Origin of the sequence: Streptomyces sp. NRRL S-87 (assembly GCF_000719335.1) — a bacterium.
Lineage (GTDB): Bacteria > Actinomycetota > Actinomycetes > Streptomycetales > Streptomycetaceae > Streptomyces.
Map to the genome: position 1 here is coordinate 1 of NZ_JOGB01000043.1, position 24710 is coordinate 24710.

Here is a 24710-nt window from a genome sequence, read left to right on the forward strand (position 1 = left end):
GGCCTGCCGCTGGGGGCACCTCCCAGCGGTAGCTGGGGGAGGCCTGCAGGCCATGACGGGTCAAGAGGCGAGGGGACCCACACACCACGGGACGGCCCCACGAAGCGAGGGGACCCATAAACCACCGGACGGCCCCACGAAGCGAGGGGACCCACAAACCACCGGACGGCCCAACGAAGCGAGAGCCACCCCCACCCGGCCCCGGACGGGACCACTCGGCCCGCGACGGAACCACCCCGCCCCGGAAGGCGTCATCCAGGAGGGCGTCATCCACCAGGGAAGGGCCCGGCAGACCGTACAAGATCCAGCCATCGTGCTGTGCTTGTCGGCCACTGCGGCCATACTTCCCCCGGAGGGGGAGGTCAGGTGACACACGCAACGAGCACGCTCGCGCCCCGCGGCGGGAGCGCGGCCGCGCCGCCGCCCGGCCGCGGCAGTGCGTTCGCCGAGGGCGCGGCCCGGCTGCGCGCCGCCGCCGTGACCGAGCCGGGACGGCTGCGGATCATCGGGGCGCTGCTGGCCGTGCTGATCGTGTTCTTCGGAGCGGTCACGGCCTGGCAGGTGGCCGACCGGGCGGCGGCCGCCGAGGACGTGGTAGGCCGCAGCCAGCCGCTGAGCGCCGACGCCGCCAGCATCTACCGCTCCCTCGCGGACGCCGACACGGCCTCCTCCAGCGGCTTCCTGGCCGGCAGCAAGGAGAGCCGCGAGGTCCGCGCCCGGTACGAGAAGGACATCGCCAACGCCTCCCGGCTGCTGGTGAAGGCCGCCGCGAACGCCGGCCGCTCCGCCGAGTCCGCCCGCCAGATCGGCGTGCTCGGCGAGGAGCTGCCCCGCTACACCGGCCTGATCGAGCAGGCCCGCGCCAACAACCGGCAGGGCCTCCCCCTGGGCGGCGCCTACCTCCGCTACGCCAACGAGCGCATGAGCACACGCCTGCTGCCCGCCGCCCAGCGGCTGTACGAGGTCGAGACCGGCCACCTGTACGAGGACTACGGCGCCGCGGGCTCGCACCCGCTGACCGCCCTGGCGGCCGGCCTGGCCGCGCTCGGCGCGCTCGGGTGGGCGCAGCGGCGCACGTACCGGCGCACCCACCGCGTCTTCAACCACGGCCTGCTCGCCGCCACGGCCGCCTCGACGGTGGTCCTGCTGTGGCTGACCGTGGGCCACCTCGTGGCGCACAGCGACCTCGCGGACTCGCGCGTGCACGGCCAGGAGTCGCTGAAGGTGCTCAACGACGCCCGGATCAGCTCGCTGCAGGCGCGGGCGAACGAGAACCTGACGCTGGTCGCGCGGGGGGCCGTCCTGGCCACGGACAAGAAGTCGGACAAGTACGACACGGACTTCAAGGCGAACATGGCGGCCCTCGACCAGGGCCTCGCCGAGGCCGCCCGGCGGGCCGACGACGCGGCGGGCGGGGACCCGGTCGCCCGCGCGCAGGCGGGCGTACGGGCGTGGCAGGCGCGGCACTCGGCCGCCCGGGCCACCGACGAGAAGGGCGACTACGAAGGGGCGCTGGTCCAGGTCATCGACGGGCGCGACAGCACGGGCGCGGCGTTCGACCAGGTGGACGCGTCGCTGGAGCAGGCCCTGGCGCACGAGCAGCGGCAGTTCGCCCGGTCCGCCCGGGACGCCCTCGGCGCGCTCACGGGGCTCGCCGCGGGCGCGTCGGTGCTCGCGGGGCTGGGCGCCGCGGCCGCCCTCATCGGCGTGGGACGCCGACTCTCGGAGTACAGGTGAGGACACGCGTGAACCGGATACGAAGCGGAGTGCGGGCGGTGGCAGGCACCGAGGCACGGCCCCGGGCGCACACCGAGGCGGGCACCGAGGCGGGCGCCCGGGCGCACACCGTGGCGGGCACCACGGCACGCACCGGGGCGCACGCCGAGGCGCAGACCCCGGCGCGGACCGACGGGCGGGCCCGCGGCTGGGGCGGGGTGGCCGCGATGGCCGCCGCGTGCGCGCTGACGGCCGCCCTGGTCCTCGTACCGCTCTCCCGGCACTCCGGCCACCCGGACGCGACGGCGGGCGCCGCGCGCGCGGCAGCCGCCGGGCCCGCCGTTCCCGCGGCCGTCGGCGCGGTCGACGCGGCGGGCGCGGAGACCTGCGAGGACCCCGAGGCGAGCCTGCGGCCCGCCACCGCCGACGGACCGGCGATCGCCCGCATCAAGGCGGCCGGGAAGCTCGTCGCCGGCATCGACCAGAACAGCTACCGCTGGGGTTACCGCAACCCCGTCACGGGGCGCCTGGAGGGCTTCGACATCGACCTGGTCCGGGCGATCGCGAAGGACATCCTGGGCGACCCGGACGCCGTCATCTACCGCGCCATCCCCACCAACCAGCGCATCCCCGCGCTGCAGGAGGGCCGGGTGGACGTGGTCGTGCGCACCATGACGATCAACTGCAGGCGGCTGGCGGACGTGGCGTTCTCGACGGCGTACTTCGAGACCGGGCCGCAGGTGCTGGTGCCCCGCACCGCCACCGACATCACGGGCTACGACTCCTCCCTCAAGGGGCACCGGATCTGCTCGGCGAGCGGCTCCACGGCCGAGGCGGCGCTGAAGGCGCAGTCGTTCGGGGCGGACATCTCCCTGACCGTGCCCAACCAGCTCGACTGCCTGGTGCGGCTCCAGCTGGGCGAGGTGGACGGCATGGTCACCGACAACGCGCTGGCCGCGGGCCTGGCCGCGCAGGACCCGTCGGTACGGCTGGTGGGCCGGCCGCTGGCGAAGGAGTTCTACGGCGTGGCCATGAACAAGGGTGCGAGCGATTTGGTGCGCCGGGTCAACAAGGTTCTGGAGGACTATCGCCGGGGCGGGGACGGCAGCCCGTGGATGACGGCCTACCGTAACTGGCTGGAAGCGGACCTGCCCGGCATCGACGCGCCCCCGGCGCCGAAGTACCGGGACTGAGCGGCGCATGCGCGCGGGGCCCGCGGGGCACGGCTGAGAACACGCGACGACGGACGACGGACGACGAGCAACGAGCAACGAGCAACGAGCAACGAGCAACGAACGGCGGAGAGCACCGGCAGACGGCAACAAGCGGACGAACACCGGCAATCGGCACTGGAACGGCAGAAAGGGCGGCAATGGGCGGCACGGGAACCTGGCCCGGCTCCGGCTCCGGCTCCGGCAGTGGGCCCGGCTCCGGCCACCCCGGCGGCGGCCTCCCGCCCCGCCCCATGGACCGGGACGAGGTCGACCGCGCGCTGGCCCGGCTGGCCGCGGAGCACGAGGCGGTGGAGACGTCGCTGCTGGCCCTCCAGGACCACGCCGGCCGCCGCCTGCTGGAGGGCGCCGAGCTGGCCGGCCTCACCAAGGAGCGGTGGGTCACCGCGGACGCCGCGATCACCCTCCTGTGGACGTACTTCGACGCCTACACCGCCGCGCTGCGCCAGGCCCGGGAGGTGCGGTCCCGGCGCCGCTGGCCCTCGCCCCAGGAGCTGGTCGAGCTGACCGAGCGGCTGCGCGGCCGCAGCGTGACCGTCCCCGGCGCGGGTACCGCCGGGGCCGGGTTGGCCGAACGCTTCAGCCTGGCCGAACTGGTGGCGCGGATGAACGAGCTCTATGCCGCCTCCCTCGACACCGTCGTCGCGGCGGACGCCGTGTGGTCGGCGCTGCCCGCCCGCATCGACCTGCTGGCCGCCGAGCTCCGCCGGACCCGCTCCCTCGCCCATTCGGTCGGGGTGCGCCCCGGCGAGCACCCCTCCGGCGACGACCTGGAGGGCATCACCGCCGAGCTGACCGCCCTGCGCGCCGAGGTGATCGCCGACCCGCTGGGCTTCTGGCGGCCGGCCGCCGGCAGTTCGGCGCCGGGCGGCGGCCGCCCCGACACCGAGCGGTACGACCGTGCCGCCCGCGCGCTGGAGGACGTACGCCGGGAGATCGAGGCCGTGCTGCTCGTGCGCCAGGACGCCGAGCGGCGCCTGGTCAGCCTGCGCGACCTGCTCTCGCGGGCCGACCGCACGCTCGCGGAGGCGCGGACGGCGCGCGGTGAGGTGCTCGCGAAGATCGCGGCGTCCGAGGTGCCGGCGGTGAGCGGGCCGCCGACCGCGCTGCAGGAGCAGCTGGCGGCCGCCGCGGAGTACCGGCGGCACGCGCAGTGGCACCGGCTGTCGCCGCTGCTGGAGTCGCTGGAGCAGCGGGCGGAGGACGAACTGGAACGGGCCCGCGACTCGTTGACGGCGGTCACGGCCCCCCTGGCGGTGCGTGCGGAGCTGCGCGGGCGGCTGGACGCGTACAAGGCGAAGGTGGCCCGGCACGGGCTGGCGGAGGACCCGGTGCTGGTGGAGCGGTACGACCAGGCCCGGCGGATGCTGTGGAGCGCGCCCTGCGACCTGCGGGCGGCCGAGGAGGCCGTGCTGCGCTACCAGCGGGCGGCGGCCGAGGTGCTGGTGCCGCGGCAGTACGAGCCGAGGGACGGCGAATGAGCGAGTACGGGGCGGCCTGGGCCGCGGGTCCCGACGGCTACGGCGCCGGCACCGACGGCCACGGAGCCGCCGCGGGCGCCCGCGGCTACGGGACCGCTGGCGGGTCGGGCGGGTACGCAGCCGGCGCCGACGGCTACGGGACCTCCGGCGGGCCGAGCGGGTACGCAGCCGCCGCGGGTCCCGACGGATACGGCGCCGCCGCGGAGCCCTGGCGTGCCGGGACGGCCGCGGTGGCGGGCGGCGCGTGCCGGCGGCCGGGCTGCCCGGGCGCGTACGAGGACATGGGCGGCGGCAGCCTGTACTGCGACACGTGCGGCCTCGCGCCGACGCCGGCGGCGGCACCGGCCGCTCCCCTGCCGGGGGTCGGACAGGGCCGCGCGTCGGCCTCCGGGCCCTTCGCGACGGGCACGCCGGGGGTTCCCGGGGCCGGGGCGTCAGGGGCGTCGGTCGAGGCGGCCGCGGCGGGTGCCGAGGAGGTCTCGTCCCTGCCCACCGGCGTGACCCGGGCGGGTCGGGGCGGCGGCCGCGGCTCCCGCGGATCCCAGGGCTCTCAGGGCTCTCAGGGCTCCCACGGGTCTCATGGCTCCCACGGCTCCGGCCGTTCGGCCTCCTCCCCCTCGGCCCGGTCCTCCTCGCGGTCCGCGAGCTCGCGGCGCTCGGTCTCGGGCCGGCTCTCGCGTTCGCTGGCGGCTTCCGGTACGGGTTCCACCCGGTCGGTGTCGGTGCGCAGTTCGGGCTCGGCCTCCGGGCCGTCGGCGCGCGGCCGGCTCGGGGCGGGGCTGGTGACCGTGCCGGAGGTGCCGCGTCCGGACCCCGCCACGGCGGTGCTGGAGAACCCGGAGGTTCCCGAGCGGAAGCGTTTCTGCTCGCGCTGGGACTGCGGGGCGCCGGTGGGCCGGGCCCGTGGCGGCCGTCCCGGCCGCACCGAGGGCTTCTGCACCAAGTGCGGGCACCCGTACTCGTTCGTGCCGAAGCTGGGCCCCGGCGACGTGGTGCACGGCCAGTACGAGGTGGCCGGCTGCCTCGCGCACGGCGGCCTGGGCTGGGTGTACCTCGCGGTGGACCGCGCGGTCTCCGACCGGTGGGTGGTCCTCAAGGGCCTGCTGGACACCGGGGACCAGGACGCGATGGCCGCCGCGATCTCCGAACGGCGGTTCCTCGCGGAGATCGAGCACTCCAACATCGTGCGGATCTACAACTTCGTCGAGCACCTCGACCAGCGGACCGGCTCGCTGGACGGGTACATCGTCATGGAGTACGTCGGCGGCAAGTCGCTGAAGGAGATCGCCAACGCCCGCCGGCGGCCGGACGGCCGGCGCGACCCGCTGCCGGTCGAGCAGGCCTGCGCGTACGGGATCGAGGCCCTGGAGGCGCTCGGCCACCTGCACAGCCGCAACCTGCTGTACTGCGACTTCAAGGTCGACAACGCCATCCAGCAGGAGGACCAGCTCAAGCTCATCGACATGGGCGCGGTCCGGCGGATGGACGACGACGAGTCCGCGATCTACGGGACGGTCGGCTACCAGGCGCCGGAGGTGGCGGAGGCGGGCCCGTCGGTTGCCTCGGACCTGTACACGGTGGCCCGCACGCTCGCCGTCCTGACCTTCGACTTCCAGGGGTACACGAACGTCTTCGTCGACTCGCTGCCGGACCCCGAGCACATCGAGGTCTTCCGGACCTACGAGTCCTTCTACCGGCTGCTGGTGCGGGCCACGGACCCCGACCCCGCCCGCCGGTTCGCCTCCGCGCAGGAGATGGCCGACCAGCTGACGGGCGTGCTGCGCGAGGTGGTGGCGCTGCAGACCGGCAGTCCGCGACCGCAGCTGTCGACGCTGTTCGGACCGGAGCTGCGGGTGCCGGACACGGAGCTGTTCGCGGAACGGGCCGCCGAGGTGTCGCTGTTGGGCGCCCGCGAGCCGGTCGCGCCCGGCGGCGTCCTGGAGCGGCTGCGCGCCCGGTTCGGCCGCGTGACGGCTTCCGCGGGCCGCGGGACGGGCCCGGCCGCCGCCTCGGCGGCGGGCTCCCGCCCGCCCTCCGGGCCGGGTTCCGGTCCGGCCTCCGGACCGGCTTCCGCCACGGCCTCCGCACCGGCCTCCGCACCGTCGGCGGCCCGGGCCTGGGGGGCCCACCGGGCCGCGCCGGCGGGGGCGGTCTCGACGCTGGGGTCGGTCGCCACGCACGCCGCCGGGGCGCCCGGCGCACGGGGGTCCGCCGGGGCCCCGGGCGCCTCCGGACCGTGGTCCGGCGAGGGCCGGGTACCGCGCCAGGGTGGCGACCCCCGGCCGGCACCGCCCGCGGCCGGGGGCCACGCAGAGCCACCCACCGCACCCGCACCCACGCACGCGCACGCGCACGCCGCGACTCCGCCGGTGGCCGCGCCCGTGCACCCGGGACCGGCGCTCGGCCTGACCCCCGCCGACGCGGCCCGGCACGCCCTCGCGCTGCCGGTCCCGCTCGTGGACCCGGCCGACCCCAACGCGGGCTTCCTGGCGGGCCTGATGGCCTCCGCGCCCGCCGAACTCGTCGGCGCCCTGGGCGCGGCGCCCGCCGACTCCGTCGAACTGCGGCTGCGCGAGGTGCGGGCCCGCCTGGAGCTGGGCGAACCAGGCCCGGCCGAGCGGCTGCTGGACCGGCTGGAGGACGAGCACCCGGACGACTGGCGGGTGGTCTGGGCGCGCGGGGTGAACGCGCTGGCCACCGGCGACGACGCGGCGGCCGCGCTGTCGTTCGACGCGGTCTACGACGCCTTCCCGGGCGAGCCGGCACCGAAGCTGGCGCTCGGTCTGTGCGCCGAGGTGCTCGGGCAGTTGGACAACGCCGCCGAGTACTACGGGCTGGTGTGGTGCACCGACCCGGGGTTCGTGAGCGCCGCGTTCGGGCTGGCCCGGGTGCAGTTGGCGAGCGGGGACCGGGCGGGCGCGGTGCGCACGCTGGAGTCCGTACCGGAGTCGTCCATCCACTGCACCGCGGCGCGGGTGGCGGCGGTCCGCGCGCGGCTGCGCGGGCGGTCGGCCCACGAGCCGCTGCTGGACGACCTGGACGCCGCGGCCGGGCAGGTGGCGGGGCTGGAGGGGTTCGGCCTCGACGCGGTCCGCCGTGAGCACCTGACGACCGAGGTACTGGGGTCCGCGCTGGACTGGGTACTGTCGGGTAGCCCGGGGGCGAACCCCGGGCGCACCTCGCTGTTGGGCAGTCAACTTGACGAGCGGGGGCTGCGGTTCGGCCTCGAGCGGTCGTTCCGGGTCCTGGCGCGGCTGGCGCAGCGCGGTGAGGAGAGGATCGAACTGGTGGAGCGGGCCAACCGCTTCCGTCCCCGGACGTGGGTGTGAGTATGTCGCGGATGCCATGGCTGTCGGGGTGCCCCAGCTGCGCCGAACCCCTGGAGGAGGGCGACCGCTTCTGCGGCCGCTGCGGGTACTCGCTGGTGGGCGGCCCCGACCGACCGACGATTCCCCTGCGCTCCGCGGGGGCCCACCCGGCCGGGCCGGCCCGGGCCGGCGCCGCCCCGGGCCCGTCGGGCGGCGGGTTCCCGGCGGGCGCGGCCGGTTACGCGCCTCCGGCGCCCCCGGCGGCCCCGGCGGGTCCGTCCCGCCCGGACGCCGGCGCGGCGGGCCACCCCGCCGCCCCCGTCGCCCCGCCGGACTCCTTCGGCGTGCCCCGGCCCGCCGCGCCCCCCGTCCCGCCCGTCCCGCCGGCCCCGCCGGCAGCGGGCCCGTACGACGCGGCGGCCCCCGCGCCCCACGTCCCGCCGCCGCCCGCCGCGGCTCCGCCCGGCGTGCGCTTCGACGGCCCCGACCACGCGCCGCCCGCCCCGGCCGCCGGCTCGCCGGCCGCGCCGTACCCGGCCCCCGGGAACTCCCCCGCGGACCCCGGCGGCCGCGCGCCGGACGGCCCGCCCGGCGCCCCCGGGTACGCCCGCCCCGCGGACGGCCCGTACGCGCCCCGCGCCGAGCACGGCGGCATGGCGGAGCCGGAGGGCCCGTACCCGACCGCCGGCGACGGGCACCCCGTCGGCCCCCACCCCTTCGCCGGGGCCGAGCCGGGCCCGGGCCACCCCGCCGACGGCACCAGCGCCGGCACCGGGACCGGCATGAGCCCCAGCTCCGCGACCACGACCACGACCGGCACCGGCACCGGCACCGGCACCGGCACCGGCAAGGCCAACGGCACCGTGTGCGTCGCCTGCCGCGGCGGCCACGTCGACACCGACGGCTACTGCGAGAACTGCGGCCACGCCCAGCCCCGCGAGCGGGACCACATGGAGGAGGCCCTGGAGACCGTGGCCGCCGTCAGCGACCGCGGCCTGCGCCACCACCGCAACGAGGACTCCTTCGCCGTGGCCGCCACCGCCCTCCCCGACGGCTCCACCGCGACGGTGGCCGTCGTGTGCGACGGCGTGTCCTCCGCCAGCCGTCCCGACGACGCCTCCGCGGCCGCCGCGCACACCGCGAACGAGTCGCTGCTCGCCGCCCTGCCCCGCGGCGCGCACCCCCAGCAGGCCATGCACGAGGCCATCCTCACGGCGGCGAACGCCGTCGCGTCCCTGTCCGCCACCCCCGGCCACCAGAACGCCCCGGCCTGCACCCTCGTCGGCGCCGTCGTCATCCGCGGCGTCCTGGTGATCGGCTGGGTGGGCGACTCGCGCGCGTACTGGGTGCCGGACGACCGCTCGACCCCGCCGGCCCGACTCACCGAGGACGACTCCTGGGCCGCCCAGATGGTCGCCGCGGGCCTGATGGACGAGGCCGAGGCGTACGCCGACGTGCGCGCGCACGCCATCACCGGCTGGCTCGGCGCGGACGCGTACGAGGTCGAACCGCACACCGCCGCCTTCCGGCCCGACCGGCCCGGCGTGGTCGTGGTGTGCACGGACGGCCTGTGGAACTACGCCGAGTCCGCCGAGGAGATGGCCCGGGTGCTGCCGGCCGACGCCGCCGCACGACCGCTGCACAGCGCGCAGGTGCTGGTCGGACACGCCCTGGACGGCGGCGGGCACGACAACGTGACCGTGGCCGTGGTACCCGTTCCGGTGGCGGGCCCGCCCGGACCCGACGTCCCGCTCCCCGCCCCCGCCCACCCCTGAGCGGCGGCCACCGCGGCCCTGCCCGCGGCCGCCGCCGCAGTCCGAGGAGCCCGCACGTATGGCCAACTTCGCCAAGCCCCGCGCTCCGCGCTTCGCCGTCGAGGTGTACCAGAACGAGTTCCTGCCCGACGGCGGCCGGGACGTCCACGCCATCGTCACCGTGACCGCCTCGGGCGGCGCGAGTCTGGCCCGGGCGGCCGGGCCCGACGCCGCCGTGGTCGTGATGGTGGACTGCTCGGGGTCGATGGAGTACCCGCCCACCAAGATGCGCGGGGCCCGGGAGGCCACCGCGGCCGCCGTCGACACCCTGCGCGACGGCACGTCGTTCGCGGTGGTGGCCGGGACGCACAAGGCCCGGGACGTCTACCCCGGCGGCGGCCGGCTGGCCGTGGCGGACCCCGCCACCCGCGCGGCGGCGAAGGAGGCCCTGCGCCGGCTGAGCGCGGGCGGCGGCACCGCCATCGGCACGTGGCTGCGGCTGGCCGAGCGGCTGTTCGCCGCCGACGGGCCGGGCACCGGGGCCGCCATCCGGCACGCGATCCTGCTCACCGACGGCCGCAACGAGCACGAGAGCCCCGAGGAGCTGGCCGCGGCCCTGGCCGCCTGCGCGGGCCGGTTCACCTGCGACGCGCGCGGGGTGGGCACGGACTGGGAGGTCAAGGAGGTCACCGCGATCGCGGAGGCGCTGCTCGGCCGCGCCGACATCGTGGCCGATCCGGCGGGCCTGGCCGCGGACTTCACCGGGATGATGGCGGCGGCCATGGGCAAGGGGGTCGGAGACGTCGCGCTCCGCCTGTGGACGCCGCTGAACGCCGAGGTCCGCTTCGTGAAGCAGGTCTCCCCCACGGTGGTGGACCTCACCGACCGGCGCACCGGGGCCGGCCCGCGCGCCGGGGACTACCCGACCGGTTCGTGGGGCGACGAGTCCCGGGACTACCACGTGTGCGTACGGGTCCCGGCCGCCGGACTCGGCCAGGAGATGCTGGCCGCGCGGGTCTCCCTCGTGGTCCCCGGCGGCCCGGCGACGGTTCCCGGCCAGGGTGCAACCGAGGGGGGCGTCCCCGCCGTCCTGTCCCAGGGGTTGGTACGGGCGGTGTGGACGGACGATCTGGTCGCTTCGACCGCGATCAGCCCCCAAGTGGCGCATTACACAGGTCAGGCGGAGCTGGCCCAGGCCATCCGGCAGGGGCTGGAAGCCCGTAAATCGGGAGATTTCGACTCCGCCACGGCCAAGTTGGGACGGGCCGTGCAACTGGCGAGTGCGTCGGGGAACGAGGACACTGCGAAACTGCTTGCGAAGGTGGTCGACGTCGTCGATGCCGCGACCGGTACTGTGCGGCTGAAAGCGAAGGTGGCGGATGCGGACGAGATGACTCTCGAGACGCGTTCGACGCAGACCGTGCGAGTGAAGAAGTCCTGAATTGCGGCCCCTGGGGGCCTGACGGGGAGAGGGGGAAGGGCCGACATGCCGACCTGTCCGAACGGACACCATTCGGTCTCCGAAGACTGGTGCGAGGTCTGCGGTCACCGCATGGCCGGAGCGGGCGCGCCCGCCGGGGCGGTGCCTCCCCCGCCCGGGCCCTCGTACGGCGGCTACGGCTACCCGGGCCCCGACGGCGGTGCCACGATGCAGGCCGAGCTCTGCCCGCAGTGCCGTACCCCGCGCGAGGCCATGGCGCCGTTCTGCGAGGAGTGCCGCTACAACTTCCAGACCCGGACCCCGAGCCCGTTCCCGCCCGGCCGGCCCGGCCCCGGAGCGCCCGTACCGCCGCACGGCACCGGGCCCGGCGCTCCGGTGCCCCCGCACGGCACCGGCCCCGGCGGGCCGCGCCCCGGCGCGGGCATGAACGCGGGCATGAACATGCAGCCCGGCTACCCGCAGACCCAGGGCCCTCGCCCGCAGGACCCGTTCGACTACCAGGGCTCCCGGCCCTCGCAGATGAACCGGCCGGCGGAGCCCCTGCACGGCGACCCCGCCGGCGGCTACCCGCCGCCCGGGCAGCCCGGCGGACCGCAGGGCGGCTACGGGGGCGGCCACCCCGGCGCCCCGGCACCCGGCCCGCAGCAGCCCGGCGCGGACGACTGGATGCTGCCGCCGCCCGGCGGCCGCGCGCCGCACCCGCAGCAGGCCTACCAGCCCGCCGCGCCGCCGCAGCCGCATGCCCCGCAGCACCAGCAGCCGCACCCGGGCCAGGGCATGCCGGGCCAGGGCATGCCCGGCCAGCCCGTACCGGGCCAGCCGATGCCGGGCCGGCCGATGCCCGGTCAGCCCATGCAGGGCGGGCACCCCGGCAACCCCGGTCACCCGGGCGCCGGCCACCCCGGGCAGCCGCAGCAGGGCCAGGGCATGTACCCCGGTCAGCAGCAGCCCTACCCCGGCCAGGGCGGCTCCTGGAGCGCCACCATCGGTCCGGACCGCGCGTACTTCATGGCGATGATGCAGCGCAGCGGCCCGGAGGCCGCGGGCCTCAACCTGCCCGCGTACTCGCCCGAGCAGCACCTGCCGCTCACCGGCGGCCAGATCACCATCGGCCGGCGCCGCCAGTCCACCGGGGAGTCCCCCGACATCGACCTGTCGGTGCCGCCGGAGGACCCGGGCGTGTCGCACCAGCACGCCGTGCTGGTCCAGCAGCCGGACGGCAGCTGGGCGGTCGTGGACCAGAACTCCACCAACGGAACCACGGTCAACGGCGGCGACGAGCCCATCCAGCCGTTCGTGCCGATTCCGCTCGGCGACGGCGACCAGGTGCACGTCGGCGCCTGGACCACCATCACCATCCGCCGCGGCTGATCCGACCCCCCGCCCGGCCTCTCCCCGGCCCGACCTCCCGGTCGGGCCGCCGGTGCGGTCGGGCCCCGGTGCGGTCGGGCCGGTGCGGTCGGGCCACCGACGCCGTCAGGCCGCCGGCACGGTCGGGCCGCCGGTGCGGTCGGGCCCGGCGCGGTCAGTCCGCCGGTCTCCCCAGGGGCCACACGTAGGGTCCTCGGGGATCGTCCAACCAGGCCCACTCCCCCTCCGCGTTCACGGTCACCCCGAAGCGCTCCCGCCCGGGCCGCCCCTCACCGCGCCACAGGTCCAGGGCCTCGCGCGGGTGCAGCGCCTCGCCGGCCAGCGCCAGCAGGAAGTGGAAGCGGTCGTTCTCCAGCACCTCGTACGGCAGGTGGGCCGGCGGCCCCCCGGCCACACCCTGCCCGTCACCCGCCCCCGCCGCACCCACGCCCACGCCCACGCCCGCGGCCGCGGCCGGCGCGCGCTCCCCGCCCCGGAGCGGCACGAAGTACGCCGGCGTGTGCAGGAAGCGCCCCTCGGCGAAGGCCGCGTCCCGCACCGTCAGGGCGAGCAGGCCGGTGGCCATCGGGGCCAGGATCCGCGCCCCCGGCACGCACTGACCGAGCCACGCGTAGGGGATCCGGGGCAGCTCGCAGGTGGCCAGGATCCGGTCGTACGGCGCCCGGGCCGGGCAGCCGCGCGCCCCGTCACCGGTGACCACGGCCGGGTGGTGGCCGAGCCTCGCCAGGTGGGAGCGGGCCGACTCGGTGATCTCCTCGTCCAGGTCCACCGTGGTGACGTGCTCGTCCCCGAGCCGGTGGCAGAGCAGCGCCGCGTTGTAGCCCGTGCCGGCGCCGATCTCCAGGACGTCGTCCCCGTCGCGCACGTCGAGGGCGTGCAGCATCCGCGCCATCAGGGACGGCTGGGTGCTGGACGAGAGCAGCTCGGTGCCGCGCACCCGCGTGGCCAGCGGGGTGTCCGTGTAGACCCCGCGCAGCCAGCGGGCCCGGTGGCCGGGGTCGGGGTCCTCGCCCCAGAGCCGCTCGTACCCGGCCCCGCGGGCGACGTAGAAGTACGGGACGAACACGTGCCGCGGCACGGCCGCGAAGGCCGCCCGCCAGGCGGGGTCCGGCAGGTCGCCGGCCGCGGTCAGTTCCCGCACCTGCGCGGCGTGCGCCACCGCGCGCTCCACCTCGTGCGCGGCGCTGTCCGGTCCGTGCGCGCTCCGTGCGCCCATGGGTCCACTGTCCTGCCCCGGGCCGCGCACGGCGAACCGGCCGCGCCCGCGCCCCGTCGCGCGCCTGCGGGCGCCCCGGAGGCCCGCAGGCCGGGGAGAAGTCCTAGGTCCGGGGTCCTCCGTCCGGGTGTCTGAGACGATGGTCCGGTGACTGACATTCCCAAGGGCACGCTGCAGGAGCAGACCTTCTTCGAACAGGTGGGCGGCGAGGAGACCTTCCGGCGCCTGGTCCACCGTTTCTACGAGGGCGTGGCCGAGGACCCGCTGCTGCGGCCGATGTACCCGGAGGAGGACCTGGGGCCGGCCGAGGAGCGGTTCGCCCTGTTCCTCATGCAGTACTGGGGCGGTCCCACCACCTACAGCGAGCACCGCGGGCACCCCCGGCTGCGGATGCGGCACGCACCGTTCGTGGTGGACCGGGCCGCGCACGACGCGTGGCTGCGGCACATGCGGGTCGCGCTGGACGAGCTGGGCCTGGCACCCGAGCACGAGGAGCAGCTGTGGCGCTACCTGACGTACGCCGCGGCCTCGATGATCAACACGGCTGACTAGGAGGCCGCCGGCGGGCCGCCGGGCCGCCGCCGGGGCGCCGTACCAGGCCCTCACCCGGCTCACCCGGCCTCAACGGCCGCCCGGGCCGTACCCGCCGGGGTACGGGGCCTCAGACCGGCCGGACCTGGAGCGCGCCCAGCCCGCCGCCGGGCCGGCGCAGCGCCACGGACCCGTACGGGGTGCGCAGCCGCAGCCAGCCGCCGGCGGCCAGCAGCGCCACCGGCTCGGGGGCTCCCGCGGGGCCGGAACCGGGGGCTGCGGCGGGCCCGGCGCCGCCCGCGAGGGCGCGTACCGGGCGCAGGAAGCCCAGGGACTGCGCGGCGTGCACGGCACGCAGCGGGAGTTCGGTGCCGGCGACCGTACGGGACCAGATCTCGCGGCCGATGCGGTCGCGTTCGGCGCGCGTGCGCCGATCGGCGGGCAGGGCCTCGTCGCGGGCCCGGAACTCGGCGACGGCCGCGCCGACGGCGGCCCGCATGGCCTCCGCGCCCGGCAGCCCGGCGACCTGCTGCCAGCCGCCGCGCGGCGGCAGCACCCCGGCCCACGGCGGGCCCGTCACGGCCGCGGGGACGGCCGCCGTGCCGGCTGCCTCGTCCACGGACTCCAGCAGCTCGCCCGCGGAGACGGTGACGTCGAGGGGCGCGCCCGGTCCCGGCTCGGCGAGCCGGGCGGTGCGGATCGCCAGGACCTCGAACGACGGCGGCCGCCCGAAGACGGCCAGCGCCGCCCCGCCTGCCTGCGCCTGCAGACGGACGGCGGCGGCCCGGTCGTAGTGCACCAGGCGGCCCAGGAAGGCGGCGAGGTCCGCCGCCTCCCCGGAGTCGGCCAGGTGCAGCGGGAGCGTCATGCGGCGGCGCGCCCGTCGGAGCTCGCGCTGTCGTCGACGTACTCCTGGAGGAACGTGCGCTCCTCCTCGGTGATGCGGCGCGGCCGCTGCGCTTCGAGGTCGAAGGGCACGACCACCGTCTCGGCGCGTACGTAGACCTGCTCGGGGTCCTTGATCTCGTAGGCGATGACCAGCGAGGCCGCGCCTATCTTCTTCACCCAGGACTCGACGGTCACCGGCTCGTGCCGGTGGACCAGCGGACGGACGTAGTCGATCTCGTGGCGGGCCACCACGGAGCCGCCCTGGAACGACGTGGAGCCGTTCCCCGGTGCCAGCCGGAACATGAAGTCGATCCGGGCCTCCTCCAGGTAGCGGAGGAACACCACGTTGTTGACGTGCCCGAAGGCGTCCATGTCCGACCAGCGCAGGGGGCAGCTGTAGATGTGACGTGCCACGAGTCGATCTGCCTCGGTTTCCTTCTCGGCGAAGGCGGTGGCGACGGCGGCGGCTGCGGTCCGGGCCGGGGCCCGGGCCGCGCCGCCGCCGACGGCCTCAGCCTCGGGTGAGCTTCTTGTAGGTGGCGCGGTGCGGACGGGTGGCGTCCGGGCCGAGCCGCTCGACCTTGTTCTTCTCGTACGACTCGAAGTTGCCCTCGAACCAGAACCACTTCGACTCGCCCTCGTACGCCAGGATGTGCGTGGCGACCCGGTCGAGGAACCAGCGGTCGTGGGAGACGACCACGGCGCAGCCGGGGAAGTCCAGCAGCGCGTTCTCGAGGGAGGACAGGGTCTCGACGTCGAGGTCGTTCGTCGGCTCGTCGAGGAGCAGCAGGTTGCCGCCCTGCTTGAGGGTGAGCGCCAGGTTCAGGCGGTTGCGCTCACCGCCGGAGAGCACGCCGGCCGGCTTCTGCTGGTCCGGGCCCTTGAAGCCGAAGGCGGAGACGTAGGCGCGGGACGGCATCTCGACCTGGCCGACGTTGATGTAGTCCAGCTCGTCCGAGACGACGGCCCAGAGGGTCTTCTTCGGGTCGATGTTGGCGCGGGTCTGGTCGACGTACGAGATCTTGACGGTCTCGCCGACCTTGATCTCGCCGGAGTCCGGGGTCTCCAGGCCCTGGATCATCTTGAAGAGCGTGGTCTTGCCGGCGCCGTTCGGGCCGATCACGCCGACGATGCCGTTGCGCGGGAGGGTGAAGGACAGGTCGTCGATGAGGACCTTGTCACCGAAGGCCTTGTTGAGGTTGTTGACCTCGACGACGATCGAGCCCAGACGCGGGCCCGGCGGGATCTGGATCTCCTCGAAGTCCAGCTTCCGCATCTTCTCGGCCTCGGCGGCCATCTCCTCGTAGCGGGCCAGACGCGCCTTGGACTTGGCCTGGCGGCCCTTGGCGTTGGAGCGGACCCACTCCAGCTCCTCCTTGAGGCGCTTCTGGCGCTTCTCGTCCTTCTTGCCCTCGACCTTGAGGCGCTCGGACTTCTTCTGGAGGTAGGTGGAGTAGTTGCCCTCGTACGGGATCGCGCGGCCGCGGTCGAGCTCGAGGATCCACTCGGCGACGTTGTCGAGGAAGTACCGGTCGTGGGTGATCGCCACGACGGTGCCCTTGTACTGGGCCAGGTGCTGCTCCAGCCAGTTCACCGACTCGGCGTCGAGGTGGTTGGTGGGCTCGTCGAGGAGCAGCAGGTCGGGGGCCTCGAGCAGCAGGCGGCACAGGGCCACGCGGCGCTTCTCACCACCGGAGAGGGTCGTGACCGGCCAGTCGGCGGGCGGGCAGCCGAGGGCGTCCATGGCCTGCTCGAGCTGGGCGTCGAGGTCCCAGGCGTTGGCGTGGTCCAGGTCCTCCTGGAGCTTGCCCATCTCCTCCATGAGCTCGTCCGTGTAGTTCGTGGCCATCTCCTCGGCGATGGCGTTGAACCGGTCGAGCTTGCCCTTGATCTCCGCGACGCCGTCCTGGACGTTCTCCAGGACCGTCTTGGACTCGTCCAGCTTCGGCTCCTGCATGAGGATGCCGACGGAGTAGCCGGGCGACAGGAAGGCGTCACCGTTGGAGGGCTGCTCGATGCCCGCCATGATCTTCAGGACGGTGGACTTACCGGCACCGTTCGGGCCGACCACGCCGATCTTGGCTCCGGGCAGGAAGTTCAGGGTGACGTCATCGAGGATCACCTTGTCGCCGTGCGCCTTGCGCGTCTTGCGCATGGTGTAGATGAACTCAGCCAAGAGAAACCGTCCGGCAGATCGATGGATGGGCAGATACACCCCATCTTGCCAGGGGTCCACCCTGGGGGTGAAACCCATATGGTCAGCGCCCCTGAGCAGCGGCGGAAGCCGGGGCTACCGTGGCGATCACGTCGCTGTCGGTCGCTGCCGGTCACCTCTCCGCCCCGCTCGAGAGCGTCACGGCGGGTCCCCGACCGGCCCAGCCGGCCGAGCCGGGCTCAGCAGACCCCCTTGACCCTCCGTCAGACGGACGATCAGACTGGACGGTCCGTGTAGCGCCCGAGTGCGGAGCCGCCCGTGCTGGTCAACGTGGTGTCCCTGATCGTCTCCATCGTGGCCCTGACGGTGTCCGGCCTCCTGGCCCTGCGCCAGTTGCGGTCGGCGCAGAGCGCCAACGTCCTTGCGATGATCCTCAACGGCTTCAGCGAAACGCGGGACCCCGGGTACACGCAGGCCATCGAGTACGTGCTGTACCGGCTTCGGGACGACTACCCCCAGCCGATCTCCTACCTCGCCTTCGCCGAACCCCACAAGGCACACGTGCGCCGGGTCGGCCTCTTCTTCGATGATCTCGGCAAGCTCGTCGCGCACGGCGTGGTCGACGAGAAGCTCATCATCGGCGCCTACGGTCGTAGCGTCCTGCGGGCCTGGACCGTCCTCGCACCGTTCATCTACCAGGAGCGCAGCGAGCACCAGCGCACACCGTTCCGCTATTTCGAGGACCTGGCCCACCGCGTTCACCGCACCTCTCCGGACCAGGTCTACGCGCGCCTCCAGCTCGGACAGCTGCCTCCTCCGCCCGCAGGTCACGCCTCCGGGGCTCGGCACTAGGTGTATTGATCACGAGCGTTGTTGACGCTGGTCAGGGACCCCTCACCGGATCCGTTCTCACGCCCGGCGAACGCGGCGCTTGCGAGGCTGCTCCGATGAACGCACTGAGTCCCCTACCGCCGGTGGTGCCGGCCGGCACGATGAGCAGGGCCGACCAACCCGTCTTCCGCCTCCCGAACGGCTTCCGGCTGCGTCCGTGGCGGGAGCCGGACGCCGACGTGCTCGTCAGGTCCTGCCTGGACCCGGAGATACAGCGGTGGAACCGCCCCGCCCCGCTGTCACGGGACGGGGCCCGCGCCAAGATCGAGCACTGGCGCGGGCGCTGGCGGGACGAGCAGGCCGCCATCTGGGCCGTCGTGCCGCCCGGGGGCACCGCACCCGTGGGGCTCGTCGGACTCGCGGACGTCGACCTCGGTGGCGGCACCGCCGAGTTCCTGTACTGGCTACTGCCCGAGGGACGCGGGCGCGGCGCGGTGGCGGGGGCGACGAGGCGCATCAGCCGGTGGGCGCTCGACGGCCTCGGCCTGCACCGGCTGCGGATCACCCACTCCGTGGCGAACCCGGCGTCCTGCCACGTGGCCGCGAGGGCGGGCTTCGCCCTCGAAGGCACCATGCGCAGCGCACTCCTCCACGCGGACGGCTGGCACGACGAACACCTCCACGCCCGCGTCCAGGGCGACCCCGGCGCCCCCTGACCCCGGGGTCCCTTCCGCGCGTTCAGTCGTGCGGGTCGCTGTCCGTGGGGCGCTGGCGCAGGAGGAAGACGACGCCGGCGCCGAGGACCACCAGGCCGACGGCCAGGGCGGCGATGACGGGGGTGGCGTTCGAGCTGCCGCTGGCTGCGAGCCGGGTCTCAGCGCTTTCGGGGCCCTCCCCCTCCCCTCCCGCCGCCTTCGGGGCCGCGGCTCCCGCCGTGGTTTCGGGCAGCATCAGCGCATCGGCGTACGTGCGTGCCGCCAGGCGCGTGGGCGCCCACACGCCGGTGGCCGTGGCGGTGGCCGCGGACTCGCTGGAGCCGGCCACGATCTGGGGCTGGCCCGCGCCCTCGCTGGTCAGCACCCGGCCCACGGGCACGCGGGTGGCACCCTGCACCGTCACCGCGCCCACCCCGTCGGGCGTGCCCTCGGGCACGTCGAAGTACAGGCGCGTGCCGTTGGCGGCCTGGGTCACCGGGGTGCCGTCGGCCCCCGTGATCCGCACACCGGCGGCCTGCGCCGCCTGGTCCGGGGCCACCGACACGCTCTGGGCACCGGTGTGCACGGTGACCGGACCGATGCGCCCGCCCGCCGGACCCGTGACCGTGCCGGGCGTCAGGGTCAGCGAGGCCGGCGGCTCGGGCAGCCGCTTGGCCGCCTTCTGCAGGTAGTCGGCGAGCTTCTCGGCCGCCGGGTCCGCCGCCGTCACGGCGACGTGGTCCGAGAACCGCCAGATCGCCACCTGTGTGCCGGCCGCCGCCGTGTCGGCCGTCAGCGCCCCCGCCCCGGCCCGGCGGGCGAGGCCGGCCAGGTCGTTCAGCTGCGGATAGGAGTGCTGCAGGACCCACCGGATGCGGCCGGCGTCCTTGTTGCCCGCCAGCGCGCTCCCGCTCCACGCCGTTTCCGTGAACCGCGCCTCGCGGGAGGACAGGCCCGCGATGCCCACCCCGTACGTCTGCAGCGTCCCACCGCCGTCCACCTGCAGCTCGTACAGGCCGGCGGGGATCCGCCGCACCCCGGTGGGGGTGTGCAGCACGGCCTCGCCGCCGGTACTCAGCCCGGCCAGGACCGCCGTCGTGCCGCCCGTGGGTCTGAGTACCGGCGCACCGGCCGATCCCGTGTCCGCCCAGGCCACGCCCGCGGAAGCGGAACCCGTGAGCGCGGCGGCGAGGAGGCTCGCGGCCATGGCCGACGGGCGCAGCGCCACGCCCGCCGGTGTGCGGACCGTACGGACCGTACGGACCGTGAGAGATGAGAAACGTGCGAGAGGTGAAGCGGAAACGACGCCAGACACAGTCTTCCCCTTCGGGCCAGTGGCCCTCGTGCCCACGAGTACCGGGGAATCCTAGCGGTCTCGAACACTCAGACCACCGCCGCCTTCTGAGGTCCCATCAGTCCCAGCTCCCCCCTGGGTAGCCTTCGGAAGGCCGAGGTGCCGCGGCTCAGGTCGTGTCCGACGGCCCACGCGTCCACGTCTGCGGAGAACCAGCGCTTCCCTTCCTCGTCCCCCTCCTTCTCGCGCACCCGCAACCGCCCGTACACCACGAGCGGTTCGCCGACCGACACGGATCCGGCCAGGTTCGCGGCGAGCGCCCGGCGCGCCCAGACCGTGTAGAAGCTGGTCGGCCCGTCGGTCCAGGCCTGTTTCTGGCGGTCCCAGTAACGTGCCTGGACCGCCAAGCGGAATCTCGCGACGGCCCCTGCGGCGGCCTCCCGGTAGTCGATCGCGGTCGCCGCGTTGCCCATCAGTGTCACCAGCGTGTCGTGCATCCCCGCCCCCCTCCGCGGTCCGGCCTGACGGGCCGGCGCCCCCCGGTGCGGCCGCCCGCGGGGGCGGCTGCCGGACCGGGCTGTCCGGTCCGGTCTTCATGCTGCGGCCGGGGCCGGGTGGGGGTGTTCGCCCTGTGGACGACCACGCGACTGTGGACGAGTTTTGGCCAATGATTGACGGAGCGGGATGTCGGAGTCGTTATCCCGTCGCCGTCGGGAGCTTCGCGACCGTCGCGTACTGCTCCCGCACCTCCCGGTAGCGCAGCAGTTCCGCCGCCACCGGCTCCAGGACACGGGCCCGGCCGCAGCCGGCCGCGGCCTGGCGCAGCCGGTCCTCGGCCTCCTGCCCGTAGCGGCGGGCCGGGCCGCGGGCGGCGACCGTGCACATCCACTCGACCAGGGGACCTCCGACGATCCCGGCGATCATCAGCAGGACGGGGGGCAGCAACCTCGGTTCGAGGACGCCGACGATCTGGCCGACCAGCCACAGCCCGCCGTAGATCTGCAGCAGCGTCATCGAGGCCTGGGCCAGGACGGCCACCGGCCACCACGCCGGCCGCGGCGGCTTCCCGCCGGGCGCCCCCACCCCGGCACCGGCCTTCGGCGCACCGCCACCCGCGGTCGCCACGACCGCCCCCGACCCGGCTCCGGCGCCGTGCCCCGGTGCGGACCCGGACCCGGAACCCGACCCCGACCCCGACCCCGGCCCGGACGCCGACCCCGGCCCGGACGCCGACCCCGACCCCGAGGCGGACGCCGACCCCGACCCCGCCCCAGCGCCGACGACGGCGCCGAACCGGATGCCGACCGCGAGCTCGTCCAGTTCCTCCGGCAGCCGCTCCGCCCCGCGCACCGCCGCCTCGCGCACCGCCTGCGCCCACGGCTCGGGCAGCCCGGCCGCCGCGTCGTCCGCGATGATGCGGACCGCCTGCTCGACCCGCTGCCGCGCGGTGACCTCCTCCTCGGCGGGCTGTTCGGGTGCCACCGGGCCCCGCCGCAGCAGCTGCGGCGTGCGCTTGTCGTCGTACCAGCGCCACAGCCGCAGCCAGGGCGTGCCGCAGGCCTTGCCGGCGTTGCGCCGCCAGGCGCGTTCGGCGGCGAGTCCGGCCGCGTGGGCGCCCACGGCCTCGGCGATGCGGTCCTCGAACTCCGCCCGGGCCCGCTCGCCGATCTCGGGCCGGCCGTCGGCCACGTACAGCGGGCGCAGGCGCAGCGCGGCCCGGTCGACGTCGGCGGAGATCCGGCGGGTGGCGGCGCCGCGCTCCTGGGTGAACTGGCCGAGGAGTTCGCGCAGCTCGGACACGCCCTCCCCGGTGAGCGCGGAGAGGCCGAGGACGGTGGCTCCGGGGTCGCCGTGCTCGCCGAGGGCCATGCCGTCCTCGTCGAGCAGCCGGCGCAGGTCGTCGAGGACGAGGTCGGCGGCCTCCCCGGGGAGGCGGTCGATCTGGTTGAGGACGACGAAGGTGATCTCGGCGTGGCCGGCGAGGGGGCGCAGGTAGCGCTCGTGGAGGACGGCGTCGGCGTACTTCTCGGGGTCGACGACCCAGATGACGGCGTCGACGAGGCCGAGGACGCGGTCGACGTGGGCCCGGTGGCTGGTGACGGCCGAGTCGTGGTCGGGCAGGTCGATGAGGACCAGGCCGGCGAGGCTCTCGTCGCGGTCGCCGTCGCGCGGGCGGCGGCGGAGCCGGCCGGGGATCTCCAGGCGGTCGAGGAGTCCGGCGGCGCCGTCGGTCCAGCTGCAGGCGATGGGGGCGGAGGTGGTGGGGCGGCGCAGTCCGGTCTCGGAGATCTGCACGCCGGCGAGGGCGTTGAAGAGGGTGGACTTGCCGCTGCCGGTGGCGCCGGCGATGGCGACGACGGTGTGGCGGGGGGACAGTCCGCGGCGGGCGGCGGCCTCGTCGAGGACGCGGCCGGCCTCGGCGAGGGTGAGGCCGTCGAGGCGCGTGCGGGAGAGGCCGACGAGCTGGCGCAGGGCGTCGAGGCGGACGCGCAGGGCGTGCGCTTCCGTGGCGCCTGCCAGGCCGGTGCCGTCGGCGACGGCCCGTACGAGGGCGCCGGTCTCGTCGACGGCGCGGGAGCCGGTGCCGTGGGGGTCGTCGCCGTCGAAGTCCTCGTCGGCGGCGGGCTCGGCGAGGAGGCCGCGGATGCGGGTGCCGGTGGGGCGCTCGCCCTTGGCGGCGCGGCGGGCGATCAGCCCGTCGTCCCAGCCGGTGCGGCCGGTGGCTCCCTGGTTCTCACGGCCCTCGCGGTCCTCGCGGCCGGGGTCTCCGTACGGGCCCGCGTCGCCGGGGTGGCCGGGGGCGCCGTCGCGAGCCGAGGCGCTTTCCCGGTCCCTGTCCCGGTCCCTGTCCCGGCCCTGGTTACGGTTCCGGCGCCGGTCGCCGTCGCGGCCCCGGTCGTCGGCGCGGTCGGTCATGGTGGTCACCGCGCTCACCTCTCCTTCTGCAGCACGGACAGCGCGGCGATCAGTTCGGCCTGTGGTTCCGGGGTGACTTCGAGGGCGTCGAGGGGGGCCAGGCGGCGGTCGCGCTCGGTCCGCAGCACCTTGTCGAGGTGGCTGGTGACCAGCTCGTTCCCGCGGTCGCGCAGGCGTACGGCCGCGTGCACCCCGATGCGCTGCGCGAGCCGGTCCCCCGCCTGGCGGGCCCGTTTGCCGCCGAGCAGCGCCGCGACGAGCAGCGCGGCCACGGCGTCGGCGGCGGGGGCGGACTGCTTCTCCATGTGGCCGACCTCCTCCTCGGCCAGCTCTTCGACGACGCGCCGCCAGCGGCGTACGGCGATGCCGATGCGCTCCCCCGCCTCGGGGTCGGGGGTCGGCAGCGGCACGGCCCCGGCGGCCGGCTCGCGGCGCCAGGCCTCGGCGATGCGTTCGTCGGCGGCGGCGACGGCGCACTGCAGCAGCGCGGTCAGGCTCTCGGCGAGGGAGTCGAGGAGTTCGTCGGCGGTGGTGTCGAGGGGGTAGCCGCGCCAGCGGGTCAGGGCGTCCCCGGCGAGGACGGCGCCGGCCTGGAGGCGGGCGCGCACCCGCTTGCCCTCGCGCAGGTACGCCTCCTCGACCGCGGTGGTGAGCCGGACGGCGGCGGCGTGCTGGGCGGCGACGGCGGAGGCGAGCTCCGGCATGCGGCGGCTGAGGGACTCCAGGACGCCGACGGCGGTGCGGCCGACGGCCTGCTGGCGGGCGGCGGGGTCCTGGGCGCGGTGGGCGAGCCAGGCGTACAGGGGGGCGACGGCGCTGGCCGGCAGCAGTCCCCCGCCGCCGGCGGACTCGGGGAGCTCGGGGACGGTGAAGCGCGGTACGTCGCCGAGTCCGGCGCGGGTGAGGAGGGCCGCGTACTGGCGGGAGACCTCGGCGAGGAGCTGGTGGGGCACCCGGTCGAGGACGGTGACGAGGGTGGCGTCGTACTCCTTCGCGGTACGCAGCAGGTGCCAGGGGATGGCGTCGGCGTAGCGCGAGGCGGTGGTGACCATGACCCAGATGTCGGCGGCGCAGATCAGTTCGGCGGCGAGGGTGCGGTTCTCCACGACGAGGGAGTCGATGTCGGGGGCGTCCAGGAGGGCGAGGCCGCGGGGCAGGGTACTGACGGTCTCGATGCGCAGCTCGCGGGTGGGGTCCGGGGCGCCCGTGGCGCCGTGGCCGCGGTCGCGGTCGCGGGCGGTTCCGGAGAGGAGTTCCTCCTCTCCGTGGGGGAGCCAGACGCGCATCAGGTCGGGCAGGACGCGCATGCCGGCGTACCAGTGGTGGTCGTCCGGGTGGCAGACGAGGACCGGGGTACGGGTGGTGGGGCGCAGGACGCCGGCCTCGCTGACCTGACGGCCCACCAGGGAGTTGACCAGGGTGGACTTTCCGGCGCCGGTGGAACCGCCGATCACGGCGAGGACGGGTGCTTCGGGGGCGCGCAGGCGCGGTACGAGGTAGTCGTCGAGCTGGGCGAGCAGCTCGGACCGGGTCTGGCGGGCCCGTGGCGCGCCGGGCAGGGGCAGCGGCAGACGCACGGCGGCGACCCGGTCGCGCAGGGCGGAGAGGGCATCGAGCAGCTGAGGCCGAACATCCAAGGTCACCACATGCGAAGAATGCCCTTTTTTGTGTCCGTTTTGAAGCTTATACGCCCTGCGCGCGCCGACCGCGACCCGACGAGGACACGGCGGACAGATGGGATGACTGGGGCGCAGGCATAACGAGTGCACAACACGTGAGGCGTGGCTGAGCAAAAGCGGTGCGAGAATCGCACCTGCCTGCGATTATCGGGACCGCTTCACCGAACCTCCACAACGTGGCACGCGAGTGAAGCAACCGGGA

The 24710-nt window shown here is 75.5% G+C and carries 18 protein-coding genes; 10 read left to right on the plus strand and 8 right to left on the minus strand.

The window, feature by feature from the left end:
* Positions 1–462 precede the first annotated feature (462 nt).
* The 7 genes from IF43_RS0124975 to IF43_RS0125015 all read left to right on the plus strand — a co-directional run bounded on the left by IF43_RS0124975 (position 463) and on the right by IF43_RS0125015 (position 12303).
* Positions 463–1737, plus strand: a complete 1275-nt coding sequence (locus tag IF43_RS0124975) for a hypothetical protein (RefSeq protein WP_030204684.1) — start codon at positions 463–465, stop codon at positions 1735–1737.
* A 206-nt stretch (positions 1738–1943) separates the two neighbouring features.
* On the plus strand, positions 1944–2909 hold the full coding sequence (locus tag IF43_RS0124980) for a glutamate ABC transporter substrate-binding protein (protein ID WP_078910432.1): 966 nt from the start codon (positions 1944–1946) through the stop codon (positions 2907–2909).
* 272 nt (positions 2910–3181) lie between these two features.
* Entirely contained in the window at positions 3182–4429 is a 1248-nt protein-coding gene (locus tag IF43_RS0124985; protein ID WP_030204688.1) for a hypothetical protein, read from the plus strand.
* Between the two features lie 281 nt (positions 4430–4710).
* Positions 4711–7758: a tetratricopeptide repeat protein gene (locus tag IF43_RS0125000; RefSeq protein ID WP_078910433.1), complete on the plus strand. Its 3048-nt coding sequence runs from the start codon at positions 4711–4713 to the stop codon at positions 7756–7758.
* Between the two features lie 2 nt (positions 7759–7760).
* Positions 7761–9512 carry a protein phosphatase 2C domain-containing protein gene (locus IF43_RS0125005; RefSeq protein WP_051796069.1) on the plus strand — a complete coding sequence of 584 codons (1752 nt, stop codon included), beginning with the start codon at positions 7761–7763 and terminating at the stop codon, positions 9510–9512.
* Positions 9513–9570: 58 nt separating this feature from the next.
* Positions 9571–10932, plus strand: coding sequence for a VWA domain-containing protein (locus IF43_RS0125010; RefSeq protein WP_030204701.1), 1362 nt, complete (start codon positions 9571–9573; stop codon positions 10930–10932).
* A gap of 45 nt (positions 10933–10977) precedes the next feature.
* Positions 10978–12303, plus strand: a complete 1326-nt coding sequence (locus IF43_RS0125015; RefSeq protein WP_030204707.1) for an FHA domain-containing protein — start codon at positions 10978–10980, stop codon at positions 12301–12303.
* A gap of 154 nt (positions 12304–12457) precedes the next feature.
* Here the strand turns inward: IF43_RS0125015 and IF43_RS0125020 are convergent, their stop codons facing one another.
* Positions 12458–13519: a methyltransferase domain-containing protein gene (locus tag IF43_RS0125020; RefSeq protein ID WP_037889957.1), complete on the minus strand. Its 1062-nt coding sequence runs from the start codon at positions 13517–13519 to the stop codon at positions 12458–12460.
* A 147-nt stretch (positions 13520–13666) separates the two neighbouring features.
* On the opposite strand from IF43_RS0125020, the gene IF43_RS0125025 reads away from it, so the two are divergent.
* Positions 13667–14071, plus strand: a complete 405-nt coding sequence (locus tag IF43_RS0125025; RefSeq protein WP_030204710.1) for a globin — start codon at positions 13667–13669, stop codon at positions 14069–14071.
* 109 nt (positions 14072–14180) lie between these two features.
* On the opposite strand, the gene IF43_RS0125030 is transcribed toward IF43_RS0125025, so the two are convergent.
* From IF43_RS0125030 to ettA, 3 genes are all read right to left on the minus strand, one after another.
* Positions 14181–14918, minus strand: a complete 738-nt coding sequence (locus IF43_RS0125030; RefSeq protein WP_030204711.1) for a hypothetical protein — start codon at positions 14916–14918, stop codon at positions 14181–14183.
* Positions 14915–15352 (minus strand): thioesterase family protein, encoded by a 438-nt coding sequence (locus IF43_RS0125035; protein WP_030204712.1) that lies wholly within the window; start codon positions 15350–15352, stop codon positions 14915–14917. Before IF43_RS0125035 ends, IF43_RS0125030 begins: the two co-directional genes overlap by 4 nt.
* 97 nt (positions 15353–15449) lie before the next feature.
* Positions 15450–17114 (minus strand): energy-dependent translational throttle protein EttA, encoded by a 1665-nt coding sequence (ettA, locus tag IF43_RS0125040; RefSeq protein WP_078910429.1) that lies wholly within the window; start codon positions 17112–17114, stop codon positions 15450–15452.
* 297 nt (positions 17115–17411) lie between these two features.
* Between ettA and IF43_RS0125045 the strand changes: the two genes are divergently transcribed.
* Both IF43_RS0125045 and IF43_RS0125050 read left to right on the plus strand, forming a co-directional pair.
* The gene (locus IF43_RS0125045) at positions 17412–17945 is read left to right on the plus strand and encodes a hypothetical protein (protein WP_030204714.1); all 534 of its coding nucleotides are present in this window, start codon (positions 17412–17414) and stop codon (positions 17943–17945) included.
* A gap of 95 nt (positions 17946–18040) precedes the next feature.
* Entirely contained in the window at positions 18041–18640 is a 600-nt protein-coding gene (locus tag IF43_RS0125050; RefSeq protein WP_030204715.1) for a GNAT family N-acetyltransferase, read from the plus strand.
* A 22-nt stretch (positions 18641–18662) separates the two neighbouring features.
* Here IF43_RS0125050 and IF43_RS0125055 read toward each other — a convergent pair whose 3' ends face one another.
* The 4 genes from IF43_RS0125055 to IF43_RS0125070 form a co-directional block, all read right to left on the minus strand.
* Entirely contained in the window at positions 18663–19847 is a 1185-nt protein-coding gene (locus tag IF43_RS0125055; protein ID WP_234332526.1) for a thioester domain-containing protein, read from the minus strand.
* Positions 19848–20002: 155 nt separating this feature from the next.
* Positions 20003–20410 (minus strand): single-stranded DNA-binding protein, encoded by a 408-nt coding sequence (locus IF43_RS0125060; RefSeq protein WP_030204717.1) that lies wholly within the window; start codon positions 20408–20410, stop codon positions 20003–20005.
* Positions 20411–20609: 199 nt separating this feature from the next.
* Positions 20610–22829, minus strand: a complete 2220-nt coding sequence (locus tag IF43_RS0125065) for a GTPase (protein WP_078910435.1) — start codon at positions 22827–22829, stop codon at positions 20610–20612.
* Positions 22830–22843: 14 nt separating this feature from the next.
* Entirely contained in the window at positions 22844–24466 is a 1623-nt protein-coding gene (locus IF43_RS0125070) for a dynamin family protein (RefSeq protein WP_030204720.1), read from the minus strand.
* Between the last annotated feature and the right edge of the window lie 244 nt (positions 24467–24710).

Coding starts and splice junctions, on each gene's coding strand:
- IF43_RS0124980 (WP_078910432.1), top strand. CDS start 1,944: ATGGCCGCCGCGTGCGCGCTGACGGCCGCCCTGGTCCTCGTACCGCTC.
- IF43_RS0124985 (WP_030204688.1), top strand. CDS start 3,182: ATGGACCGGGACGAGGTCGACCGCGCGCTGGCCCGGCTGGCCGCGGAG.
- IF43_RS0125000 (WP_078910433.1), top strand. CDS start 4,711: ATGGGCGGCGGCAGCCTGTACTGCGACACGTGCGGCCTCGCGCCGACG.
- IF43_RS0125005 (WP_051796069.1), top strand. CDS start 7,761: ATGTCGCGGATGCCATGGCTGTCGGGGTGCCCCAGCTGCGCCGAACCC.
- IF43_RS0125010 (WP_030204701.1), top strand. CDS start 9,571: ATGGCCAACTTCGCCAAGCCCCGCGCTCCGCGCTTCGCCGTCGAGGTG.
- IF43_RS0125015 (WP_030204707.1), top strand. CDS start 10,978: ATGCCGACCTGTCCGAACGGACACCATTCGGTCTCCGAAGACTGGTGC.
- IF43_RS0125020 (WP_037889957.1), bottom strand. CDS start 13,519: ATGGGCGCACGGAGCGCGCACGGACCGGACAGCGCCGCGCACGAGGTG.
- IF43_RS0125030 (WP_030204711.1), bottom strand. CDS start 14,918: ATGACGCTCCCGCTGCACCTGGCCGACTCCGGGGAGGCGGCGGACCTC.
- IF43_RS0125050 (WP_030204715.1), top strand. CDS start 18,041: ATGAACGCACTGAGTCCCCTACCGCCGGTGGTGCCGGCCGGCACGATG.
- IF43_RS0125060 (WP_030204717.1), bottom strand. CDS start 20,410: ATGCACGACACGCTGGTGACACTGATGGGCAACGCGGCGACCGCGATC.
- IF43_RS0125065 (WP_078910435.1), bottom strand. CDS start 22,829: ATGACCGACCGCGCCGACGACCGGGGCCGCGACGGCGACCGGCGCCGG.